This window comes from Streptomyces sp. H27-H5, assembly GCF_026627505.1.
Lineage (GTDB): Bacteria > Actinomycetota > Actinomycetes > Streptomycetales > Streptomycetaceae > Streptomyces.
Genome location: NZ_JAPNLK010000003.1, coordinates 68,028 through 89,017 on the forward strand (window position 1 = coordinate 68,028; position 20,990 = coordinate 89,017).

Annotated in this window: 18 protein-coding genes and 1 tRNA gene; 10 read left to right on the forward strand and 9 right to left on the reverse strand. The window is 71.6% G+C overall.

Going from position 1 to position 20,990, the window contains the following annotated elements:
- Nucleotides 1-105 precede the first annotated feature (105 nt).
- Nucleotides 106-1,260 carry an FAD-dependent oxidoreductase gene (locus OTB19_RS02055; RefSeq protein ID WP_267796181.1) on the forward strand — a complete coding sequence of 385 codons (1,155 nt, stop codon included), beginning with the start codon at nt 106-108 and terminating at the stop codon, nt 1,258-1,260.
- A gap of 30 nt (nt 1,261-1,290) precedes the next feature.
- Here the strand turns inward: OTB19_RS02055 and OTB19_RS02060 are convergent, their stop codons facing one another.
- The gene (locus OTB19_RS02060) at nt 1,291-2,136 is read right to left on the reverse strand and encodes a MurR/RpiR family transcriptional regulator (protein WP_267796182.1); all 846 of its coding nucleotides are present in this window, start codon (nt 2,134-2,136) and stop codon (nt 1,291-1,293) included.
- A gap of 145 nt (nt 2,137-2,281) precedes the next feature.
- Between OTB19_RS02060 and OTB19_RS02065 the strand changes: the two genes are divergently transcribed.
- Complete coding sequence (locus tag OTB19_RS02065; protein ID WP_267796183.1) at nt 2,282-2,641, forward strand: hypothetical protein; 360 nt, start codon at nt 2,282-2,284, stop codon at nt 2,639-2,641.
- A gap of 393 nt (nt 2,642-3,034) precedes the next feature.
- Here the strand turns inward: OTB19_RS02065 and OTB19_RS02070 are convergent, their stop codons facing one another.
- Nucleotides 3,035-4,417, reverse strand: coding sequence for a cystathionine beta-synthase (locus OTB19_RS02070; protein WP_267796242.1), 1,383 nt, complete (start codon nt 4,415-4,417; stop codon nt 3,035-3,037).
- Nucleotides 4,418-4,550: 133 nt separating this feature from the next.
- Here OTB19_RS02070 and OTB19_RS02075 point away from each other — a divergent pair, with 133 nt between their 5' ends.
- The 3 genes from OTB19_RS02075 (at nt 4,551) to OTB19_RS02085 (ending at nt 8,362) form a co-directional block, all read left to right on the forward strand.
- Entirely contained in the window at nt 4,551-5,600 is a 1,050-nt protein-coding gene (locus OTB19_RS02075) for an SGNH/GDSL hydrolase family protein (RefSeq protein WP_267796184.1), read from the forward strand.
- Nucleotides 5,601-5,825: 225 nt separating this feature from the next.
- Complete coding sequence (locus OTB19_RS02080) at nt 5,826-7,046, forward strand: acetyl-CoA C-acetyltransferase (RefSeq protein WP_267796185.1); 1,221 nt, start codon at nt 5,826-5,828, stop codon at nt 7,044-7,046.
- A gap of 509 nt (nt 7,047-7,555) precedes the next feature.
- A complete protein-coding gene (locus tag OTB19_RS02085; protein ID WP_267796243.1) occupies nt 7,556-8,362 on the forward strand; it encodes a hypothetical protein in 807 nt (268 codons plus the stop codon).
- Here the strand turns inward: OTB19_RS02085 and OTB19_RS02090 are convergent.
- Complete coding sequence (locus OTB19_RS02090) at nt 8,346-8,717, reverse strand: hypothetical protein (RefSeq protein WP_267796186.1); 372 nt, start codon at nt 8,715-8,717, stop codon at nt 8,346-8,348. The genes OTB19_RS02085 and OTB19_RS02090 overlap by 17 nt on opposite strands.
- Before the next feature lie 98 nt (nt 8,718-8,815).
- Here OTB19_RS02090 and OTB19_RS02095 point away from each other — a divergent pair, with 98 nt between their 5' ends.
- On the forward strand, nt 8,816-9,046 hold the full coding sequence (locus tag OTB19_RS02095) for a DUF4287 domain-containing protein (protein WP_053681451.1): 231 nt from the start codon (nt 8,816-8,818) through the stop codon (nt 9,044-9,046).
- Between the two features lie 151 nt (nt 9,047-9,197).
- Here the strand turns inward: OTB19_RS02095 and OTB19_RS02100 are convergent, their stop codons facing one another.
- Together OTB19_RS02100 and OTB19_RS02105 are read right to left on the reverse strand one after the other, a co-directional pair.
- Nucleotides 9,198-10,052, reverse strand: coding sequence for a Bax inhibitor-1/YccA family protein (locus tag OTB19_RS02100; RefSeq protein ID WP_267796187.1), 855 nt, complete (start codon nt 10,050-10,052; stop codon nt 9,198-9,200).
- 751 nt (nt 10,053-10,803) lie between these two features.
- Nucleotides 10,804-10,885, reverse strand: a tRNA-Leu gene (locus tag OTB19_RS02105).
- A gap of 558 nt (nt 10,886-11,443) precedes the next feature.
- On the opposite strand from OTB19_RS02105, the gene OTB19_RS02110 reads away from it, so the two are divergent.
- Together OTB19_RS02110 and OTB19_RS02115 are read left to right on the forward strand one after the other, a co-directional pair.
- On the forward strand, nt 11,444-12,208 hold the full coding sequence (locus OTB19_RS02110; RefSeq protein ID WP_267796244.1) for an ABC transporter ATP-binding protein: 765 nt from the start codon (nt 11,444-11,446) through the stop codon (nt 12,206-12,208).
- A 54-nt stretch (nt 12,209-12,262) separates the two neighbouring features.
- Nucleotides 12,263-14,815: an ABC transporter permease gene (locus OTB19_RS02115; RefSeq protein ID WP_267796188.1), complete on the forward strand. Its 2,553-nt coding sequence runs from the start codon at nt 12,263-12,265 to the stop codon at nt 14,813-14,815.
- Nucleotides 14,816-14,912: 97 nt separating this feature from the next.
- Here OTB19_RS02115 and OTB19_RS02120 read toward each other — a convergent pair whose 3' ends face one another.
- The 4 genes from OTB19_RS02120 to OTB19_RS02135 all read right to left on the reverse strand — a co-directional run bounded on the left by OTB19_RS02120 (nt 14,913) and on the right by OTB19_RS02135 (nt 20,258).
- Nucleotides 14,913-16,301 (reverse strand): SAM-dependent methyltransferase, encoded by a 1,389-nt coding sequence (locus tag OTB19_RS02120; protein ID WP_267796189.1) that lies wholly within the window; start codon nt 16,299-16,301, stop codon nt 14,913-14,915.
- Nucleotides 16,302-16,457: 156 nt separating this feature from the next.
- A complete protein-coding gene (locus OTB19_RS02125) occupies nt 16,458-17,843 on the reverse strand; it encodes an NAD(P)/FAD-dependent oxidoreductase (protein ID WP_267796190.1) in 1,386 nt (461 codons plus the stop codon).
- Between the two features lie 202 nt (nt 17,844-18,045).
- Complete coding sequence (locus OTB19_RS02130) at nt 18,046-19,482, reverse strand: protein phosphatase 2C domain-containing protein (RefSeq protein WP_267796191.1); 1,437 nt, start codon at nt 19,480-19,482, stop codon at nt 18,046-18,048.
- On the reverse strand, nt 19,434-20,258 hold the full coding sequence (locus tag OTB19_RS02135; RefSeq protein ID WP_267796192.1) for a hypothetical protein: 825 nt from the start codon (nt 20,256-20,258) through the stop codon (nt 19,434-19,436). Before OTB19_RS02135 ends, OTB19_RS02130 begins: the two co-directional genes overlap by 49 nt.
- Before the next feature lie 157 nt (nt 20,259-20,415).
- Between OTB19_RS02135 and OTB19_RS02140 the strand changes: the two genes are divergently transcribed.
- Nucleotides 20,416-20,688: a type II toxin-antitoxin system Phd/YefM family antitoxin gene (locus tag OTB19_RS02140; protein ID WP_267796193.1), complete on the forward strand. Its 273-nt coding sequence runs from the start codon at nt 20,416-20,418 to the stop codon at nt 20,686-20,688.
- Nucleotides 20,685-20,954 (forward strand): type II toxin-antitoxin system RelE family toxin, encoded by a 270-nt coding sequence (locus tag OTB19_RS02145; protein WP_267796194.1) that lies wholly within the window; start codon nt 20,685-20,687, stop codon nt 20,952-20,954. Before OTB19_RS02140 ends, OTB19_RS02145 begins: the two co-directional genes overlap by 4 nt.
- Nucleotides 20,955-20,990: the final 36 nt, after the last annotated feature.

Below are 20,990 nucleotides of genomic sequence, written 5' to 3' on the forward strand. Positions count from 1 at the left end.
TCAACGAATGTAGGCCAACGATCGTTGACATGCCACCGAAGCAGGCGCACCCTGAAGTCAACAGACGTTGGCCAACAACCGTTGGCATCCCGGAGGAGGCATCCCGTGACCCGTCCCGCACTCCCCGCCCGCACCGAGGTCGCCGTCGTCGGCGCCGGCCCGACCGGCCTCGCGCTCGCCGTCACCCTCGCCCGGGCCGGCATCGACTTCGTGCTCCTGGACCGGCAGGCGGAAGGCGCCAACACCTCCCGCGCCGCCGTCGTCCACGCCCGCACCCTGGAGGTCCTCGACGAGCTGGACCCGTCCGGCGCGCTCTCCGCCGAACTGATCGGTCGCGGCATCCCCGTCACCCGGTTCCGGATCCGCGACGGCGCCCGCGTCCTGACCTCGATCCCCTTCGACGGGCTGCGGACCGCCCACCCGTATGCGCTGATGGTTCCCCAGTACGAGACCGAGGCGGTGCTGCTCGACCGGCTGCGCGTGCTGGGCGGCGAGGTCCACCGCCCGTACGAGGTCACCGAGGTCACCCAGGACGAGCAGGGCGTCACCCTGACCACCGCGACCGGCGAGACCCTGCGCGCCGACCACGTCGTGGGCGCCGACGGGATGCACAGCGTCGTCCGCGAGGCGGCCGGGATCGGTTTCACCGGCAGCTCGTACGAGGAGTCCTTCGCCCTCGCCGACGTCACCATGGACTGGGCGCCGGGCCGCCGGGAGGTCTCGCTGACCTTCGGCGCGGCGGGACTGACCGTGGTCGCCCCACTGCCGGGCGAGGACGGCCGGCGCCACCGGATCGTCGCCACCGTGGACCGGGCGCCCGCCGAACCGGAACTCGGCTTCGTCCAGGCGCTCCTGGACGACCGCGCGCCCGGCCAGGCCCGCGTCACCGGGGTCCTGTGGTCCTCCCGGTTCCACGTCCACCACCGGGTCGCCGACCGCTACCGGGCCGGACGGATCCTGCTCGCCGGGGACGCCGCCCACGTGCACAGCCCGGCCGGCGGCCAGGGCATGAACACCGGCATCCAGGACGCCCACGCCCTCGGCCGGGCCCTGACCAACGGCCGGCTGGACGCGTACGAGGCGACGCGCCGCCCCGTCGCCCTGCGGGTGGTGGCCTTCACCGACCGGATGACCCGCATCGCGACCACCCGCAATCCTGTCCTGCGGGCCGTGCGCAACACTGCGCTGCCCGTCCTGGGCCGCGTCCCGGTGCTGCGCAACCGTCTCGCCACCGAGCTCGCCGAGCTCGACTACCGCTGAGCGCAGGCCCGGCCCGACCTCCGCGTGTCCCTACTCGACGAACAGCCCGCGCGCCGCGGCCCGGGCGTCGAAGGCCTCCAGGCGTGCCTGGGCGTCCGGCAGCGCGTCCGCCATCGCCTCCAGCAGCACCCGGCCCAGCAGCATCGGCGCGCACGCCGTGTCGAAGGCCAGCCCGGTTCCGACCGGCGCCGGGATCAGCAGGTCGCTGTGGCGGGCCACGGGGGCGAACGCCGAGTCGGCGACCGTCACCACGGTCAGCCCGGCCGCCCGCCCGTGTTCGAGCGCCTCCGCGACCTCCCGCGGATGCCGGGGCAACGCGAAGCACAGCAGCGCCGACGCCCCGGCGGTCACGGCCGCGTCGATCCGGTCGGCCAGCATGGAGCCGCCCTCGTCGAGCAGCCGCACGTCGGGGTGGACCTTGGCGGCGAAGTACGCGAACCCGCGCGCCTGCGAGGACGCGGCCCGCAGACCGAGCACCGGCAGCGGGGTCGATCCCGCGAGCAGCCGCCCCGCCTCCACGACCGGCGCGGGATCCGCGAGCATCGCCGACAGCCGGCGCAGGTTCTCGATCTCGCCCTGGACGGCCTGTTGGTACTCGTTGTACGCGTCCGCGCTGCCGCCCTCGCCCTGCCCGGCGGGCGGCGCCACCTCGCGCAGGTGTCGGCGCAGCGCCGGGTACCCGTCGAAGCCGAGCGCCACCGCGAACCGGGTCACGGACGGCTGGCTCACCCCGGCCAGTTCCGCCAGCTCCACGCTCGACAGGAAGGACACCTCCGCCGCCCCGCGCACCATGCAGTGCGCGATCCGCCGCTGCGTCGGCGTCAGCCGGTGCCCCTCGAAGAGCTTCTGCAGCCGCGCGGCCGGGCTGTCGTTCATCCCGTCCCCTCCGTCCCCGTCCCGGTGAATATTCAGTCACCGAGCACTCTGCATGCGGTTATGCAGGACGGCAAGCCGCCGGCCGCTCCGCGAGACGGGGGCTAGCCCCAGTGCCGGGGGCGCCCGCGCTGCCTAGCCTGGGGGCATGGAGCGCCAAGAGCTGAAGAAGGAACTCGACGCGACGCTGGACGCGCGACGGGAGCTGGGGCCCGAGTACGAGTCCGCGCTGGTGGACTCGTTCGTCGAGAAGGTGGACGTCCAGCTGCGCCGGCGCCTGGCCGAGGAACGTCTGGCGGCGGCCCGCGGCGACCACCGCACGGCGCCCTCGGACACCAACTTCGGGGAACGCTTCGGGTTCGCCATCATCACGCTGGTGCTGGCGATCCCGCTCTCCGCGATCGCCGCCGTCCAGACCGGGTTCAAGGGGCTGCTGGTGGCGTGGGCGGGCATCGTGGCGGTGAACTTCGTCCACGCGACCAAGTCCCTCCGCTCCAAGGGCGAGTGAGCCGAAGGGGCGCGCCCGGGGAACAGGCTCCTCGCGCGGAAGACCGCGAGGAACGAGCGGTATGAGCACGTAGGAGCCTGTGAGTCGGGCTGCAAGCGCCCCGGAGGCGAACCGAGCCCGCAAAAGGGGGGGAGCGTAAGCGCGGGGACCGCCGCACCCCGGTTGCCCGGGGGCGGGACGACGGCGGTCCCCGCGATGGACACGGGCCGGGTCAGGGCCGTCCGCGTCCATGGCGTCGTCTCGGTCCGGGAGCCGCTCCGGAGCCGGTCCGACACCAGTCGGTGGGCCGGCGAGGAGCGTTGCGCGTTCTCGCCGACAACCACCACTGTGCCGGATCCGTGTTAAGCCGGTGCTGCCGTCACGTGTCGGGCCCGTACCGTTTGAGCGTCGTGCCTACTTCGCGCCCTTGGCGAGGAACGCCAGGAGGTCCTGGCGGCTGACGACGCCGGTGGGCTTGCCTTCGACCAGCACGATCGCCGCGTCGGCCTCGCCGAGGACGGCCATCAGTTCGGAGACCGGTTCGCCGGATCCGACCTGCGGCAGGGGGGCGCTCATGTGCTTCTCCAGCGGGTCCCCGAGGGAGGCCCGCTGGGCGAAGAGTGCCGCCAGGAGTTCCTTCTCGACGACGGAGCCGATGACCTCGGCGGCCATCACGTCGGGGTGGCCGGCGCCCGGCTTGACGATCGGCATCTGCGAGACGCCGTATTCGCGCAGGACGTCGATGGCCTCGCCGACGGTCTCCTCGGGGTGCATGTGGACGAGGGAGGGGATGCCGCCGTCCTTGTCCTTGAGCACCTCGCCGATGCGCGCGGAGGGGCCCGCCTCCTCGAGGAAGCCGTGTCCGGCCATCCACTCGTCGCTGAAGATCTTGCTGAGGTAGCCGCGGCCGCTGTCGGGGAGCAGGACGACGACGACGTCGTCCGGGCCGAGGCTTTCGGCGGCGCGCAGCGCGGCGACGACGGCCATGCCGCAGGAGCCGCCGACGAGGAGGCCTTCTTCCTTGGCGAGGCGGCGGGTCATCTGGAAGGAGTCCTTGTCGGACACCGCGATGATCTCGTCGGTCACGTTGGGGTCGTAGGCGGTCGGCCAGAAGTCCTCGCCGACGCCTTCGACGAGGTAGGGGCGGCCGGATCCGCCGGAGTAGACGGAGCCTTCGGGGTCGGCGCCGATGACCTTGACCTGGCCGCCGCTGACCTCCTTGAGGTAGTTGCCGGTGCCGGAGATGGTGCCGCCGGTGCCGACGCCCGCGACGAAGTGGGTGATCTTCCCGTCGGTCTGGTCCCACAGCTCGGGGCCGGTGGTCTCGTAGTGCGAACGGGGGTTGTTCGGGTTGCTGTACTGGTCGGGCTTCCAGGCGCCGGGCTCGCGCGCGAGGCGGTCGGACACGTTGTAGTAGGAGTCCGGGTGCTCGGGGTCGACGGCGGTCGGGCAGACCACGACCTCGGCGCCGTACGCGCGCATCACATTGATCTTGTCCATGGACACCTTGTCAGGGCAGACGAAGATGCACTTGTAGCCCTTCTGCTGGGCCACGATGGCGAGTCCTACACCGGTGTTGCCGCTGGTCGGCTCCACGATGGTGCCACCGGGCTTGAGGGCACCGCTCTGCTCGGCGGCCTCGATCATCCGGACGGCGATGCGGTCCTTGACCGAACCGCCGGGGTTGAAGTACTCGACCTTGGCCAGGACGGTCGCCTGAAGCCCTTCGGTCACACGGTTGAGCTTCACCAGCGGGGTGTTGCCGACGAGGCTGATCATCGAGTCGTGGAATTGCACCATGTTCTCCAAGGAGGGGACTCCACGGGTTCTCCGGGAGGTCCGGCCAGAGTATGCGGAAAGGGATTGACCGACCGGCACTACGGGGCAGGTAGGTCTTCGAGGCCAGGCAGGGAAGCGAGGTGGTTGAAGGGTGTCCAGGGCGAGGACGGCCCGCCGGATCGCGGCGGGCGCGGCGTACGGCGGGGGCGGACTGGGGCTCGTCGGGGCCGCCGCGGTGGGTTTGGTGCTGGCGGAGGTGCAGTTCGCGAAGCGGACGGTGGGCACCGGGCTGCCGGATCCGCCGCGTGCGGACGGCCTGTACGGGAGTGAGTTCGGCGGGCCCGAGCTGAGCCCGGGGCCGCTGCGGATGGGCATGCTGGGCGACTCCACGGCTGCCGGGCTGGGGGTGCGGCGGGCCCGGCAGACCCCGGGCGCCCTGCTGGCGTCGGGGTTGGCGGCGGTGGCGGAGCGGCCGGTGGAGCTGCGCAACGTGGCCCTGTCGGGGGCCATGTCGGACGATCTCGACCGGCAGGTGGGTCTCCTCCTCGACGGAGTGGAGTCGGGAGCGCCGGCCCCGAACGTCTGCGTGATCATGATCGGTGCGAACGACGTGACGCGCCGGATGCCGCCCACCCAGTCGGTCCGGCTGCTCACCGCGGCCGTGCGTCGGCTGCGGCTGGCGGGGTCCGAGGTCGTCGTCGGCACCTGTCCTGACCTGGGCACGATCGAGCCCGTCTACCAGCCGCTGCGCATGTTGGCCCGGCGGGTCTCGCGCCAGTTGGCCGCCGCGCAGACGATCGGTGTCCTCGCCCTGGGCGCCCGTACGGTCTCGATGGGGGACCTGTTGGGTCCCGAGTTCGCGGCGAACCCACGTGAGATGTTCGGCCCGGATTCCTACCACCCGTCGGCGGAGGGGTACGCGACCGCCGCGATGGCCGTGCTGCCGACGCTGTGCGCGGCGCTGGGTCTGTGGCCGGAGTCCGACCGCCTCGACGTCTCCCGCGACGAGGACATGCTGCCGGTGGCGAAGGCGGCGTCCGCCGCGGCGGGCGAGGCCGGTACGGAGGTCACGGCGGCCCGGGGCCCGTGGGCCCTGCTCAAGCACCGGCGTCGGCGGCGGGTGCCGACCGATCCGGACATCGGCCAGCCGGGCGAGGGGGAGGCCCCGGCGGGTCTCTCCGGCAGCCGGACGGGCGCGTAGGCAGCCCTTTTCAGGGTCGTGCCGGGCCTCTGGTCTCGGGGTCCTGGCGGGCCTCCGAGCGGCTCGGGGGTCCGGTCGGGCACGGCGTCCGGATCCGGCCCGCGGGACCCGCGGTGAGCGCAGTGCGGCCCTCATCACATGCCGAGGCCGGTGACCTCGACCGTACGGGCCGGTAACTTCACATGCGGTCCGACATGAGCCGCAACGCACCCCCTTGGAGCCCCGATGCCCGAAGCCGTCATCGTTTCCACCGCCCGCTCGCCCATCGGGCGCGCCTTCAAGGGGTCCCTCAAGGACGTCCGCCCGGACGACCTGACCGCCACGGTGATCCAGGCCGCGCTCGCCAAGGTTCCCGGGCTGGACCCGCGCGAGATCGACGACCTGATGCTCGGTTGTGGTCTTCCCGGCGGCGAGCAGGGCCACAACCTGGGCCGCATCGTGGCCGTGCAGATGGGCATGGACTACCTGCCCGGCACGACGATCACCCGCTACTGCGCCTCCTCGCTCCAGACCTCCCGCATGGCGCTGCACGCCATCAAGGCGGGCGAGGGCGACGTGTTCATCTCGGCGGGCGTCGAGATGGTCTCCCGGTCCGTGAAGGGCTCCTCGGACGGCCTGCCGGACACGCACAACCCGTTCTTCTCCGACGCCGAGGCCCGTACCGCGGCCGTCGCGCAGAGCGAGGGCGCGTCGTGGCACGACCCGCGCGAGGACGGCCTGGTCCCGGACGCGTACATCGCGATGGGTCAGACCGCCGAGAACCTGGCCCGCGCCAAGGGCGTGACCCGCGCGGACATGGACGAGTTCGGCGTCCGCTCCCAGAACCTGGCCGAGGAAGCCGTCAAGAACGGCTTCTGGGCCCGTGAGATCACCCCGGTCACCACCCCGGACGGCACGGTCGTCTCCACCGACGACGGGCCGCGCGCCGGGGTCACGCTGGAGGGCGTCCAGGGTCTGAAGCCCGTCTTCCGCCCGGACGGCCTGGTCACGGCCGCCAACTGCTGCCCGCTGAACGACGGCGCCGCGGCGCTGGTGATCATGAGCGACACGAAGGCGCGCGAGCTGGGCCTGACCCCGCTGGCCCGCATCGTCTCCACCGGTGTCACCGGCCTCTCCCCCGAGATCATGGGTCTGGGCCCGGTCGAGGCGTCGAAGCAGGCCCTGAAGCGGGCCGGCCTGACGGTGGACGACATCGACCTGTTCGAGATCAACGAGGCCTTCGCGGCCCAGGTCATCCCCTCCTACCGGGACCTGGAGATCCCGCTGGAGAAGCTGAACGTCAACGGCGGGGCCATCGCCGTCGGTCACCCGTTCGGGATGACCGGTGCCCGCATCACCGGCACCCTGATCAACAGCCTGCAGTTCCACGACAAGCAGTTCGGTCTGGAGACGATGTGCGTGGGCGGCGGCCAGGGCATGGCCATGGTGATCGAGCGTCTGAGCTGAGCCGGAGCGGCGGGTAGGGGTCCGTCGGAGACGACCCACCGGCCCGTGGCGACGAAACCGGGGCCCCTTCGTGTCGAGGGGGCCCCTTCGCTCCGTCCGGTCACCGGTGGGGGCGCTCGAAGCGGGTCGGGGGCGAAAAGCGATCAGGCCGTGCCGTAGTGGCCTCGGAACGCTGCGCGACGGCCTCGAAGGCTCCCCATGCGGGCCGGCGCATACCTGATCAAGCCCGGGGCCCAAGCGCCGTAAGGATTTCGGCCGGATGCCGCCCGTCGTACTGACGCCGAATCTAATCCCGTCGCGGCCGAGCTGTGACCGAATCTCCCCCAGGATGTGACCTTTGTCCCGGGGGTTTGGCATTTGTGCAGGTCAGGCCCTACCCACCACACGCCCCAGGGCCCAAAGACCTGTCCAATTCATGACGTAATGCACTGCCTGCCATTCCCAGCAGAGGTCAAGCTGATGTAGGAAGTCGGGGGATCGAATCAACCGGGAGTTAGTCAGTGAGCGCCATGTCTCTTGCCCTGCTGCTGACCACGGCCGCTGCCACGGCCGTGGGCGCCGCTGCGCTGCACGCCGTACACGGACTGCGAAAGCAGGTCACGGCCCTGCGCGGTGAGCTCGTCGTGTCGTCGCACCCGCGCGGTGCGACCGTCCCGCATGCCCGCAGCGCCGTCGAGTCCCCCGCGTCGGAGATACGAGCCGCCGTGGCCGAAGCGCTCGCCGAGGAGCGCGAGCGCGAGCTGGCCGAGGCGCGGGCCTTCTGGGCCGCGCAGGAGGCCCGTGACGCCGCCGACGCCCCCTCGCTGCTCGGCGGTCTGCCGGGCCTCGGCGAGGAGAACCCGGTCTTCCTGCCCCGGCAGGCGGACATGGTGGGCCTGGAGCCGCTCCTGGGCGACGAGCTCCTCGACGAGTACCCCGAGGACTCCCCCGAGCTGGCGGCGGCCCGCCGGCGCCACCCCTCGCACCCCGATTTCGTGCCGGCGCAGGCTTCCCACCCGGGAGCGGACCACGAGCGCACGGTGAACCGCCTGGAGGAGCTCGCGGAGGCCCGTACGGCCCTCGCGGACGTCCGTCCGGGCCCGCTGGGCACCCTGGACGTGTACGTCTTCACGGACGGCACCACGCTCTGTATGACCCCGGGGCACCGGGAGACCGCCGAGCGGCTCTCCGAGGCCCTGCGTTCGGGCACCGCGCCGGTCCTGCTGGGCGGCTCGGGAATCTCCGGCGCCTACGCGCTGACCTTCTCCTGCGGTGACGCCGAGGACCCCGACAGCAACGTGTACATCCTCGCGGACCGCGTCATCGCATCGCTCTGATCTCCGCCTGCTCCACCAGTCGCACGGCCTCGTCCAGCATCGCGGACGGGGCCTTCGCGTCGTCCGGGGCGGGTGCGGCGGTGGTGGCGCGCAGCGCCTCCGCGAGGTCCAGGCCGGCGACCGCCACCTGGTCCCCGACGACGAAGATGCCCGCGTCCGGCACGACGCGCTCCGGAGCCGCCCCCGCTCCCGCGGCGCCTGCGGCGCTCTCCAGCCGCTGGGCCCGTACGGCCAACTCGCGGGCCAGTTCCAGCGCCTCGGCGGCGGCGCCGCGCTGGAGTCGGCTCTGCGGTGCGGCCCGCAGCCGGTCGGCGAAACGTTCGACCACGAGGGTCAGGGGCGAGGTATCGAGCACCCGGCCGACCTTACGCGCCGCCCGGGCACCATTGCCAACGAGCGAACGCTGAGGCACGGTGTCGTGAAGAGAACACGGCGATACCTCCGGAGGCGCCCATGTCCGTAGAGTTCTCCGAGCAGACACACCGCAACATGATCGACAGAATCCCCCTGACCACCGGTCGTGAACTCTCCGACTGGCTCCGCACCGTGGACGACGGCCCCTCCCTCGTCCGGTTCGAGGAGAAGGTGAGCTGGCTGCGCGGCGCGCACGAACTGTCGTACGGCCAGGCCAAGGCGATCATCCACGAGTACGACCTGCGCAGGGCCGCCCGCAGACTGGGCTGAAACCCTGTCACCGTCCCTGCCCCTGCCCCCGCCCCGAGTCCCCGACCGGCTCCGCATCCCCCACGAGACACGGGAAGGCCCCGCGAGCGGAGTGCTCGCGGGGCCTTCCTGATGCCGTGTGGGCGTTCGCCCGGGCGGATGACCGGTACGACTAGTCGTCGCCGGAGAGGATCGAGAAGAGCCGCAGCATCTCCAGGTAGATCCAGACCAGGGTCGTGGTGAGGCCGAAGGCCGCCAGCCACGCCTCCTCGCGCGGGGCGCCGTACGTCACGCCGTCCTCGACCTGCTTGAAGTCGAGGGCGAGGAAGCAGGCGCCGAGGATGATGCCGATGACACCGAACAGGATGCCGAGGCCGCCGCTGCGGAAGCCCAGGCCGTCGCCGCCCGAGAAGACCGAGAAGAGCAGGTTGACGACCATGAGCAGCATGAAGCCCATGGCGGCGGCCATCACGAAGCCGTAGAAGCGGCGGGTGACGCGGATCCAGCGCATCTTGTACGCGAACAGCACGCCGGCGAACACGCAGAGCGTGCCGAGCACGGCCTGGATGACCACGCCGGAGCCGATGTAGGTGCTGACCGCGGCGCTGATGACACCGAGGAAGACGCCCTCGAAGGCCGCGTAGGCGAGGATGATCGCCGGCGAGGCCTTGCGCTTGAAGGACTGGACGAGCGCCAGGCCGAACGCGATGAGCATCGCGACGACGGCGATGCCGTACGACTTGTTCAGGTTGGCCGCGTCGACCGGCAGGGCGAGCCAGGCGATGGTCGCGGTGAGCGTGAGCACGCCGAGCGTCATGGCCGTACGGCTCACGACGTCGTCGATGGTCATCGCACCGGAACGCACCGGCGCCTGCGGCATCCCCGTGGCGGGGTCTGCGGCGTAAGGGTTCGTCGCGTACGGGTTGGTCGCGGTCCCGGCCTGCGCCTGCTGCGCGTCGAAGCCCGCGTAGCCGCCGTTGTCGCGGCTGAACCCCCGTCGCGAGAAGACCGGGTTACTGCTCCTCATCTCACTCCTCCATGGCCACCGTGCGCGGCCTTAGCAACAAGAGTAATGCGCTCGCAAAGGAATCACCCTACTGCTGGAGGAGGATCTTTCCCCCTCTCACAGGAGCCCAAAAAGGGCAAGCGGGACCCCTGGCCCGCGCGGGGCGACCAGGACGTCGGAGCTTACGGCCGCAAGGCTTCCGGTGCCTGCGGACCGGCCGTCACGCCCTTCCGGAGCGGGCCGGCCGCCGGTTCGCTCCGCCCTTGATCCGCGCGTCCCGCGTATCGCCCGATATCCCCGCTCCGAAACGCCCGGCTAATCGCCGTCTCACGAATCGCGGGACATTCCGGCACTCCCGAAAGGCCGCTTTTCCGCGCCACCTCCGCGCCCGCCCGCATTCACCCGACACACCCCGGGCCGAGGCATCTCGCCACGCCCCCGACACACTCCGGGCCGGCGGGCGCCCAACCACCGTCACGGCAGCGGGCGTTGGGCGAGGCCTCCCCGAACGAACGGACCACGACGGACTCACGACGCACTGACGGCGCGCTCACGGCACACTCGCGACGGACTCGCGAAGGAACGGCCCCGCCGGCGAACGGACTCACGGACGCCCCCGACGCCCCGTCCGGCAGGACCGCCAACGGGGCTCGCGGCGGGCGGAGTCGGGCCCTCGGATGATCGCGCCCGCGCCCCGGACAGCACGACGGCGGGGGCGCCCCCAGGGCACTCCCGCCGTTCGTGTGTTTCCCGTCCGCACAGAGCGTGGTCGTGCCCGAAGCCGGACTTGAACCGGCACGGCCCGAGGGCCAGCGAGGTTTAAGCTCGCCGTGTCTGCATTCCACCATCCGGGCAGGGCGTGGCGGCCCCCGTGGAAAAAGCCTTCAACGCTGCGTCGAGCCTATCCGGAACGCCCCTGCCCCGACCTGGGCTTCTGCCCGATGTTGTCTGATTTTATTGGCGCTTGAGAGCCCGTCAGGCCCGATAAGGCGTTGTCGGCACCTTCCCGACGACGATCACCCCCGCGATGGGAATGACGGGATTTCGCCGCCGCACGCCACCCGGTCGCCACCGGCCCGCCACCCCGGACCACCCCGCGCCCCGCAACGGCCGGCGCGGTGGTCGACGGACGGCCGACCCCGAGAGATCCCCGAGAGATCCGCGAGAGGCTCCCCCCGGCACCGCAAGGCGTTCCGGAGCGGCCCCCGGGCCCGCCCGGGCCCGCCGGCGAGGCCCCGTTCCCCGACCGCCCCTGTCATACCAGAGGAGGAGAACCCCGCGCCGGCGATCAGACTCCAGTGGGCCCATGAACGGGCACCTCGGCTGATCCGGAGCGGGGTGGTGCGCGGCGAGGATGGAAGGGTCCCGCCACACCGCAGCACCCATGCTCGACAGGAGTCCCCGTGACCACCATGAACTACGCCCCGCACACCACCCAGGCCGTGGCCGCCCGCGCCACCCAGCTCTCCAAGGTGTACGGCCAGGGCGAGACCCAGGTGGTCGCGCTGGACAACGTGTCCGTCGACTTCGCCGCCGGCCAGTTCACCGCGATCATGGGCCCGTCCGGCTCCGGCAAGTCGACGCTGATGCACTGCGTCGCCGGTCTGGACACCTTCTCGGCCGGCTCCGTGCGCATCGGCGACGTCGAGCTGGGTTCCCTGAAGGACAAGCAGTTGACGCAGCTGCGCCGGGACAAGATCGGCTTCATCTTCCAGGCGTTCAACCTGCTGCCGACGCTGACCGCTCTGGAGAACATCACGCTCCCCATGGACATCGCGGGCCGCAAGCCCGACAAGCAGTGGCTGGACTCCGTGATCTCCATGGTCGGTCTCTCCGACCGGCTCGGGCACCGCCCGACCCAGCTCTCCGGCGGCCAGCAGCAGCGCGTGGCGGTCGCCCGCGCCCTAGCCTCCCGCCCCGAGATCATCTTCGGTGACGAGCCGACCGGAAACCTGGACTCGCGCTCCGGCGCCGAGGTCCTCGGCTTCCTGCGCAACTCGGTCCGCGAGCTGGGCCAGACCGTCGTCATGGTCACACACGACCCGGTCGCCGCCTCCTACGCGGACCGCGTCATCTTCCTCGCCGACGGCCGGATCGTCGACGAGATGATCGACCCGTCCGCCGACGGGGTGCTCGACCGCATGAAGGCCTTCGACGCCAAGGGCCGCACCAGCTGAGGGACCGCCCCTCCGCACGTCCTCCGCCGGCCCCCGACACCTGGATCCTCCACCATGTTCCGTACCGCCCTGCGCAACGTGCTCGCGCACAAGGCCAGACTGCTGATGACGGTGCTCGCCGTCACCCTCGGCGTCGCCTTCGTCTCCGGCACGCTCGTGTTCACCGACACCCTCGGCAAGGCCCTCTCGGGCCAGTCCGCCAAGAGCTTCGACAAAGTCGCCGTCTCCGTGACCTCGTGGGGCGCGGGCCGCAACGAGGACGGTGCCCGCGAGGGCGACCCCGGCATCAGCCGGCAGACCGTCGACAAGGTCAAGGCCGTCAAGGGCGTCGACACCGTCTCCGCCCGGGTCTCCGGCTTCGCCGGCGTCGGCGACGAGAACGGCAAGCTCATCGGCGACGGCTGGGCCAACCGGGGCTCCAACTTCGCCCCGGCGAAGGGCGGCCAGGACCCGTCCTACGCGTTCGTCGAAGGCGCCGGTCCGACCGCCGCGAACCAGATCGCCCTCGACAAGGAGACGGCGACCAAGGGCAACTACAAGGTGGGGGACAAAGTCCGCGTCGCCACCAACGGCCCGGTGAAGGAGTACGTCCTCGGCGGTGTCTTCACCACCGAGGACGGCCAGGTCAACGCCGGCGGCAGCCTCGTCCTCTTCGAGACGGCCACCGCCCAACAGCTGTACCTGAAGCCGGGCTTCTTCGACGAGCTGTCCGTCAGCGCCGCGGCAGGCGCCTCCTCCGACCAACTGCTGGCCGACATCAAGCCGCTGCTCGACGAGAAGAACACCCGGGCCCAGACCGGCGCCGAGCTCGCCAAGGAGCAGGCCAAGGACATCAAGGCCCAGATGAGCGGCATGAGCACGATGCTGCTCGTGTTCGCCGGGATCTCGCTCTTCGTCGGCATCTTCCTGATCTACAACACCTTCACCATGCTGGTCGCCCAGCGCACCAAGGAACTCGCCCTGCTGCGCGCCGTCGGCGCCAAGCGCGGTCAGGTCGTGCGCTCGGTCCTGAGCGAGGCCCTGGTCGTGGGTCTGATCTCCTCCGCGATCGGCCTGGTCACCGGTATCGGCCTGGCGATCGGCATGCGGTCCCTGATGGACTCCATCGGCGCCAAGATCCCGGCCGGTGACCTGGTCATCGCCCCGGCGACGATCATCGCGGCCCTCGTCATCGGCGTCTTCGTCACCACGGTGGCGGCCGTGTTCCCCGCGTGGCGCACCGGCCGGATCCCCCCGGTCGCCGCGATGGGCAGCGCCCACCTGCCGGCCGACGCCAAGTCCCTGCTCCTGCGCAACATCAGCGGCAGCGTCCTGAGCCTCGTCGGCTTCGCGATGGCCCTGGGCGGCGTGTCCGTGAGCGGCGAGAACGGCCGCTACCTGATCGGCGGCGGTGCCTTCTTCATCCTCATCGGCCTGATCGTGCTGCTCCCGCTGCTGTCCCGGCCGCTGATCGCCGCCGTGCGACCGCTGTTGGAGAAGGTCTTCGGCGTACCGGGCAAGCTGGCCGCGCAGAACGCCGTGCGCAACCCGCGCCGCACCGCCGTCACCGCCGCGTCCCTCGCCATCGGCCTGACCCTGGTCACCGCCCTGTCCGTGCTCGGCATCACCATGGGCAAGGCCGTGGACCGGATGAGCACCGACAAGCTGAAGGCCGACTACAAGGTCTCCATGGCCATGGGTGGCGGCAGCCTGGACGCGTCCGTCGCCGAGGCCCTGGCCAAGGCGCCCGGCATCAAGGCGGTCTCCCCGCAGCGGGCCGACAGCCTGAAGATCGGTGAGGACTTCAAGGCGGCCTCGGGCGTCAACCCGAAGGCCATCGGCGACCTGCTCAACATCGACGTGGTCACCGGCTCGCTGGACAGCCTCGCCAAGGGCGAGGTGGCGGTGGCCGAGAAGACGGCAAAGGAGCAGGGCCTGACGGTCGGCTCCACCCTCCAGGTGATGTACGACGACGGCAAGAAGGGTTCGCTGAAGGTCGGCGCGGTCTACAAGGACCTGGAGGGCCTGCTCTCCCCGTACGTCCTCGACGAGAAGATCCTCAGCCCGCACACCGAGAACCCGTACATCCCCGAGGTGTACGTCAACGCCGTCGGCGGCGAGTCGAAGGCCGGCGAGAAGGCCGTCCTCGACGCCCTCGGCAACAACCCGGCCATCTCCATCGCCACCCAGCAGGACATGCGCAACGAGATGGGCGGCATGATCAACACCGCTCTGAACGTCATGTACGGCCTGCTCGGCATGGCGCTGATCGTCTCGGTGCTCGGCGTGGTCAACACCCTGGCCATGTCCGTCTTCGAGCGGACGCAGGAGATCGGCATGCTGCGGGCGATCGGCCTGGACCGCAGCCGCGTCAAGAACATGATCCGTCTGGAGGCCGTGGTCATCTCGCTCTTCGGCGCGGTCCTCGGTGTCGCCATCGGCATCTTCCTCGCCTGGGCGGTCGGCTCCACCCTCACCGAGACGGTGCCCGACTACGCGCTGGTCCTGCCGTGGGACCGGATCGGCATCTTCCTGCTGCTCGCCGGCGTGGTGGGCGTGCTGGCGGCCATGTGGCCGGCCCGCAGCGCCGCCCGGTTGAACATGCTGACCGCCATCAAGACCGAGTAGCCCGGCCGAGGACCCGGGCCTCAGGCCTTGGCGGGCCACAGGGCGAAGGGCCCCGCGACGTTCACCGTCGCGGGGCCCTTCGTCGTCGTCCGCCGCTTCACGGGGCCTGCGGTGCGCCCCACTCCCGGGCGCGCAGCGGCAGCCCCGATTCGGCCCTCGGGCCGGGCCGGACGGCGAGCACCTGGTTGACCCCGAGCCGGTTGTGTTCGAAGCCGAGCGCGGAGGCCGCCATGTACAGCCGCCATACCCTGGCCCGGCCGGGCGAGGTCAGGCGCACGGCCTCGTCCCAGTGCCGCTCCAGGCGGGCGACCCAGGCCCGCAGGGTGAGTGCGTAGTGCTCGCGCAGCGCCTCGACGTCGCGCACCTCGAAGCCGGCGCGTTCCAGTTCGCCCACGGTGCCGCCGACCGGGGACAGCTCCCCGTCGGGGAACACGTAGGCGTCGATGAACTCGTCGATCCGGTAGGCCTCTTCGTCGGGCTCCGGAGGGCGGGCGATCTGGTGGTTCAGCAGTCGTCCGCCGGGGCGCAGCAGCGCGTGGAGGGTGCGGGCGTACTCGCGGTAGCGTTCGGCGCCGACGTGCTCGGCCATCCCGATCGAGGAAATGGCGTCGTAGGGGCCGTCCTTGACGTCCCGGTAGTCCTGGATCCGGATCTCGATCCGGTCGGCCAGGCCCTCCTCCGCGACCCGCTTGCGGGCGTACGCGGCCTGCTCGCGCGAGAGGGTGATGCCGGTGACCTGGACGTCGTACTCGCGGGCCGCGTGCAGGGCCATGGAGCCCCATCCGCAGCCGACGTCGAGCAGGCGTTGTCCGGGCTTCAGGGCGAGTTTGCGGCAGACCAGGTCGAGCTTGTCCCGCTGGGCCTCCTCCAGCGTGCCGCCGGGTCTCCAGTAGGCGCAGGAGTACACCATCGACGGGCCGAGCACCCGCTCGTAGAACTCGTTGCCGACGTCGTAGTGGTGGCTGATGGCCTCGCGGTCGCGGCCCTTGGTGTGGCGGGCCCCGGAGCGTCGGACGGCCTCCTCGGGCGGCGGGGCGGGCGCGGGCCAGGGTCGGGCCAGGGCGACGAGCTCGCGGAGGGCGGCCCGGGCCTCCGGGTCGCGCAGCAGGGCGGCCGAGCCGGAGGCGGCGGCGGCCCGGGCGGGCAGGTGGGGGCGCAGGGCGGCGAGCTTGCCGAGGCCGACGAGGGGCTCCACCGCGGGGCGGGCGGGCGCGGGGTCCGACTCCCAGAGCAACCCGGCGACCCGGTCCAGCAGTTCGAAGAGGTCGCCGTCGACGGTGAGGTCTCCGGCGACCCACGCGCGGGCCAGTCCGAGCTCCCCGGGCTTCCACAGCACACGGCGCAGGGCGCGCCGGTTGGCCAGTACCAGAATGGGTCCGGACGGCGGACCGGCCTCGCTCCCGTCCCAGGCTCGTACGCGGACGGGCAGGGGTGTGCCCAGCAGGGTCTCGGCAAGAGCGGCCAGCCGCGGCGCGGCGTCGGTCATGGTGGGCACCTCCAGAAGTTTCGACCGAACGACCTACCCAGTTCCGGCACCGGACAATCCGGGGGAACGCCGAAGGGGCCGCCCGCACCACGGATGGCGGGCAGCCCCTTCGGGGACGTGCTGGTCGTGCTCAGGATCCTGCCGGAGCGCGCCGGGTCAGGAGGCCTTGGCCTTGGCGGCCGGGGCGGCGGTGGCCGCCGGGGCCGGCGCCGGCTTGGCGGCCTCGTAGAACTCCTCGCGCGGGGTCTCCAGGGCTCCGAGGGAGACGACCTCGCGCTTGAGGAACATCGCGAGGGTCCAGTCGGCGAAGACGCGGATCTTGCGGTTCCAGGTCGGCATGGCCATGCCGTGGTAGCCACGGTGCATGTACCAGGCGAGCCGGCCCTTGAGCTTGATCTTCATCTTGCCCATGACGATCATCGCGACGCCCTTGTGGAGGCCGAGGCCCGCCACCGCACCCTTGTTGGAGTGCGAGTACTCGCTCTGCGGGAAGCCCCGCATGCCCGAGATGACGTTGTCGCCGAGGACCTTGGCCTGGCGCAGCGCGTGCTGGGCGTTCGGCGGGCACCAGGCGTTCTCGACGCCGGCCTTGCGGGCGGCCATGTCGGGAACCTGGGCGTTGTCGCCGGCGGTCCAGATGTAGTCCGTGCCCTTGACCTGGAGGGTCGGCTCGGCGTCCACGTGGCCGCGCGGGCCCAGCGGCAGACCGAAGCGGGCGAGCGCCGGGTTGGGCTTCACGCCGGCGGTCCACACGATGGTGTTGGAGTCGACCTCGAGGCCGTTCTTCAGCACCACGTGGCCGTCCACGCAGGAGTCCATGGAGGTGTTCAGGTAGATCTCGATGCCGCGGGACTCGAGGTGCTCCTTGCCCCAGGTGCCGAGCTTCGGCCCGACCTCGGGAAGGATCTTGTCGGCCGCGTCCACCAGCACGAAGCGCATGTCCTCGCGCTTGATGGTGGTGTAGTACTTCACGGCGTCGCGGGCCATGTCCTCGACCTCACCGATGGTCTCCGCGCCGGCGAAGCCGCCGCCGACGAAGACGAAGGTGAGGGCCTTGCGGCGGACGTTCTCGTCCGTCGTGGACTCGGCCTTGTCGAGCTGCTCCAGCACGTGGTTGCGCAGACCGATGCCCTCTTCGACGCCCTTCATGCCGATGCCCTGTTCGGCCAGGCCGGGGATCGGGAAGGTGCGGGAGACGGCGCCGAGCGCGATCACCAGGTAGTCGAAGGGCAGCTCGTACGCCTCGCCGACCAGCGGCGTGACGACGGCGACCTTGCGGTCCTGGTCGATGGTCGTGACCCGGCCGGTGAGGACCTCCGCCTTGGGCAGCACGCGTCGCAGCGGGACGACGACGTGCCGAGGCGAGATGCTGCCTGCGGCCACTTCAGGGAGGAAGGGCTGGTAGGTCATGTACGAGCGCGGGTCGACGACCGTGACGGTCGCCTCGCCGTAGCGCATCTTCTTCATGATGCGCTTGGCTGCGTACAGGCCTACGTACCCACCTCCTACAACGAGGATCCTGGGACGCTCCGTGGTGCTCATGGAACGAGTATCCAGCACCCCCAGGGGTGACGCTCGTGAGCCCCTTCACAAGGAGCTTCCCACCCTCTGCTACACTGCGCCGCCCACGTGACCCAGGTCATGGCGGGAATCGGGAACCACGGTGTAACGGGATACGTTGTACACCAGTCCTGAACTGGCCTGAAGGCCTTCGAGCGGAGTAGACCACCGGGTTCGTGGATACCTACCGACGCCCCTCGCCGCTGTCCGCGATTCGCACGAACGCTCGCCCGAAACGGGCCTGTGGACCCCCTGAGGGGGCCGAACGGCCCCCACGTTGACCCCGCAGGCCTTTTTTCCTTGTGAAGAACTTCACGAACCTGGTGGGGAGGAAGGGACTTTCGGCCCCCGAAGCTGCCTTTCGAAGGGTCTCGGCCGGATGGAGCAGCCCGTTGGACGGGTCGCGGGGAGCTTCAGTCGCGAAGCCTGATGCTCCCCCGTCTCCTCGGCCCGTCGAACTTGCGGGGGTCGAGGACCGGCCGCTCGCGGGGACGAGCCGCCTCCAAAGCGATCTGCCGCCGTCCGGCCAGCGCGATGCGCCACTGGCCCAGGTCCGGCCGCGTCCCGTGGCCGCGCCGGCCGGTGCCAGCGGATCGCGCCAGTCCGGGGTCTCCGCCTGGGCGAGCACCGGGTCGGCGCCCACCAGGCGGGCGCCGTCGCAGTCGATGAGGTGGACGGCGGGTTCGGGGCGGACCGTCCACAGCACGTTGGCCTCGGACAGGTCGCCGAAACCGAGGCCCGTCGCGTGCAGCCGGTCGACGAGCTCGACGAGCGCGACCACGAGGGCCAACCGCTCGGCCGGCGAGGGCTGGACGACCCCCTGCCAGGCAGCCTTGCCCGGGCGGAGCAGGAAGGCCAGCTCGGTCAGCTTCGTCGAGCCGTCCGCGGTCGCCCACCGCATGGAGGCGGGAGCCTCGTTCATCAGGAACCCGGTGACCCGGCCGGCGTCCACGCCGCGGCACGGCGGCCAGGCCGTCGACGCGTCCAGCCGGTCGCGCTCCTCGGCCCGCAGCCCGAGCCGTACGGAGACCAGGCCGGCCAGCGAGTCCCTCGCGACGCGGTGCGGTTCCCGGTAGCTCTTGTAGAGCAGGCCGGGCCGCCCGGCCAGCGTGCGCACCTCGCCCTGGCCGCCGTCACCGACGATCTCGCGGCACACGAGGTGGGACCCGAGGTGCGAGCGCGGTACGGAGCCGACCCCGTCCGCGACGCCCAGCAGGAGCACCCCGGTGTCCTCGCCCGGCGCCCCCAACCGGGCCACCACCACCGCGTCCTGCCGGGGCTCCGCGTGGTAGCGATGGGAGTCGCCCCGCACGGACGCGGCCCGTACGGTCAACGGGCCGTGGGTCGCCCCGTCGACGACGGTGTCCGGGAGGACCGCGCCGTCCACGTCCGCCCGGGCTCCGACCGGCGCCCCGGGCCCGGGAGCGGGGTGAACCGCGGCCGCGGCGGCCTCCTCATCGTCGGGCCGTCCTGATCGGATCGTCCTGCGGGTGCGCGTCTCCAGGCGGGAGGTGCGCTGTTCCAGCGGGTCGGTGAGCGCGGCGACGGCGCGGCCGACCTCGCCGGCGTTCGTCAGTACGGCCGCCTCGACCCGGGCGACGGCCCGTTCCAGCGGGAGCACGGCGGAGTCGAGGGCGTCGAGCCGGGTGTCGGCGGCCTCGACCGACGCGGCGAGCGAGGTCGCGACCGCGCCGAGCGCTCGTGGGCGCGCACCGCGTTCTCCCCGAGCCTGCCGAGGTTCGCGGCGGCTCCGGTGAGCTCCGCCGTGAACCGTCGGGGGGAGGAGAGCCGCTGTTCGTTGAGCAGCAACTGGGCCCGGGTGAGCAGCGGGACGAGCAGGGCGAGCAGTTCGTCGGCGGTGCGCCGTGCCTGGTCCGCCCGGTGTTCCGTACGGGTTCTGCGCACCCCGTGCACGGCGGCGAGCAGGAACAGCAGGAGGATGACGGCGGTGGCCGATCCGGCGACGTGTCCGAAGGTGGACCAGTCGGCCAGCCGGCCCTCGAAGCCGGACTGCCACAGTTGCAGGAAGGGGCGGGCGGCGGATTTCGGGTCCTCGCCGATGAGTGTCCGGTAGGCGTCCGCGGCTCGGCTGAGGCCGAACCAGGTGAACAACAGCGGCAGGAACACGAGGGTGCCGATGGCGACCTCCAGCAGGGCCCAGGCCCGGTGTTCCGGTGCCTCGGCCAGGGCGGCGCTCACGCTCTCCGGCCGCGCGTAGGCCTGGAGGAGATCGAGTTCGGTCCAGGGTTCGATGTCGCCGTCGCCCAGCCCCTGGAGGGCGTCGGCCAGCGACTTCAGCTCGTCCCGACGGGAGCCGAGCCCCGGCTTGTCCGCCAGTTCGTTGAGCTGTGTGGCGACGACGGAGGCCGTCGCCAGTGCCCCAACGGGCGTGTCCACCCCCATGGAAGACGTGGGGTGGGGCCCCGCACCGGCACGTCGTGCCGAACACCGCGCCGCCGCGCGCGCCCGGCCCACCCGGGCCCCCGGAGGGCGCGCGCGGTCGCCGGATCAGTCCCCCCTCGCCCGTGTACACAATGCTGCGTACACTGTTGTCATGAGCGAGAACGCTGTGACCGTGCGCGAGGCCCGCGCCCACCTCGCGGACCACATCAACCGCGCCGAGCAGGGTGATCCCACGATCATCACGCGCAATGGCGCCCCGGTGGCCGCGTTGATTCCGATCGCGGACTTCCACGCGCTCGAAGAGGCGGCCGACGAGCTGCTCGCCCGGGAAGCCGAGGCCGTACTGGCCGAAGGCGGGCCGACCGTGACCATGGCCGAGCTGCTGGCCGACCTGTTCAGCGAACGGGGTGACGACGCGGCGTGAAGTACGCGTTCCGGTTCACCACCGCGGCGCAACGGCAGCTTCGGTCGATCGACCGCCCTGCGGCCATGCGCATCCTCGCCGCCCTGACGGCGCTGGGGGACGATCCCTACCGCGAGGACGCCGACGTCAAGAAGCTCACCGGCCCGTCCGGCCTCTACCGCCTCCGCGTCGGCAGCCACCGGATCGCCTACCAGGTACGGGACGGCGAACTCGTCATCCTCGTCGTCAAGGTCGGCGACCGCCGTGACGTCTACCGCGGCATCTGACGACGAGGGAGGTGCTCCGGCCGGTCGGCCGGAGCA

Coding starts and splice junctions, on each gene's coding strand:
- OTB19_RS02065 (WP_267796183.1), top strand. CDS start 2,282: ATGGAGCGCCAAGAGCTGAAGAAGGAACTCGACGCGACGCTGGACGCG.
- OTB19_RS02115 (WP_267796188.1), top strand. CDS start 12,263: ATGTTCCGTACCGCCCTGCGCAACGTGCTCGCGCACAAGGCCAGACTG.
- OTB19_RS02125 (WP_267796190.1), bottom strand. CDS start 17,843: ATGAGCACCACGGAGCGTCCCAGGATCCTCGTTGTAGGAGGTGGGTAC.
- OTB19_RS02120 (WP_267796189.1), bottom strand. CDS start 16,301: ATGACCGACGCCGCGCCGCGGCTGGCCGCTCTTGCCGAGACCCTGCTG.
- OTB19_RS02140 (WP_267796193.1), top strand. CDS start 20,416: ATGAGCGAGAACGCTGTGACCGTGCGCGAGGCCCGCGCCCACCTCGCG.
- OTB19_RS02100 (WP_267796187.1), bottom strand. CDS start 10,052: ATGAGGAGCAGTAACCCGGTCTTCTCGCGACGGGGGTTCAGCCGCGAC.
- OTB19_RS02085 (WP_267796243.1), top strand. CDS start 7,556: ATGTCTCTTGCCCTGCTGCTGACCACGGCCGCTGCCACGGCCGTGGGC.
- OTB19_RS02080 (WP_267796185.1), top strand. CDS start 5,826: ATGCCCGAAGCCGTCATCGTTTCCACCGCCCGCTCGCCCATCGGGCGC.
- OTB19_RS02110 (WP_267796244.1), top strand. CDS start 11,444: ATGAACTACGCCCCGCACACCACCCAGGCCGTGGCCGCCCGCGCCACC.
- OTB19_RS02095 (WP_053681451.1), top strand. CDS start 8,816: ATGTCCGTAGAGTTCTCCGAGCAGACACACCGCAACATGATCGACAGA.
- OTB19_RS02060 (WP_267796182.1), bottom strand. CDS start 2,136: ATGAACGACAGCCCGGCCGCGCGGCTGCAGAAGCTCTTCGAGGGGCAC.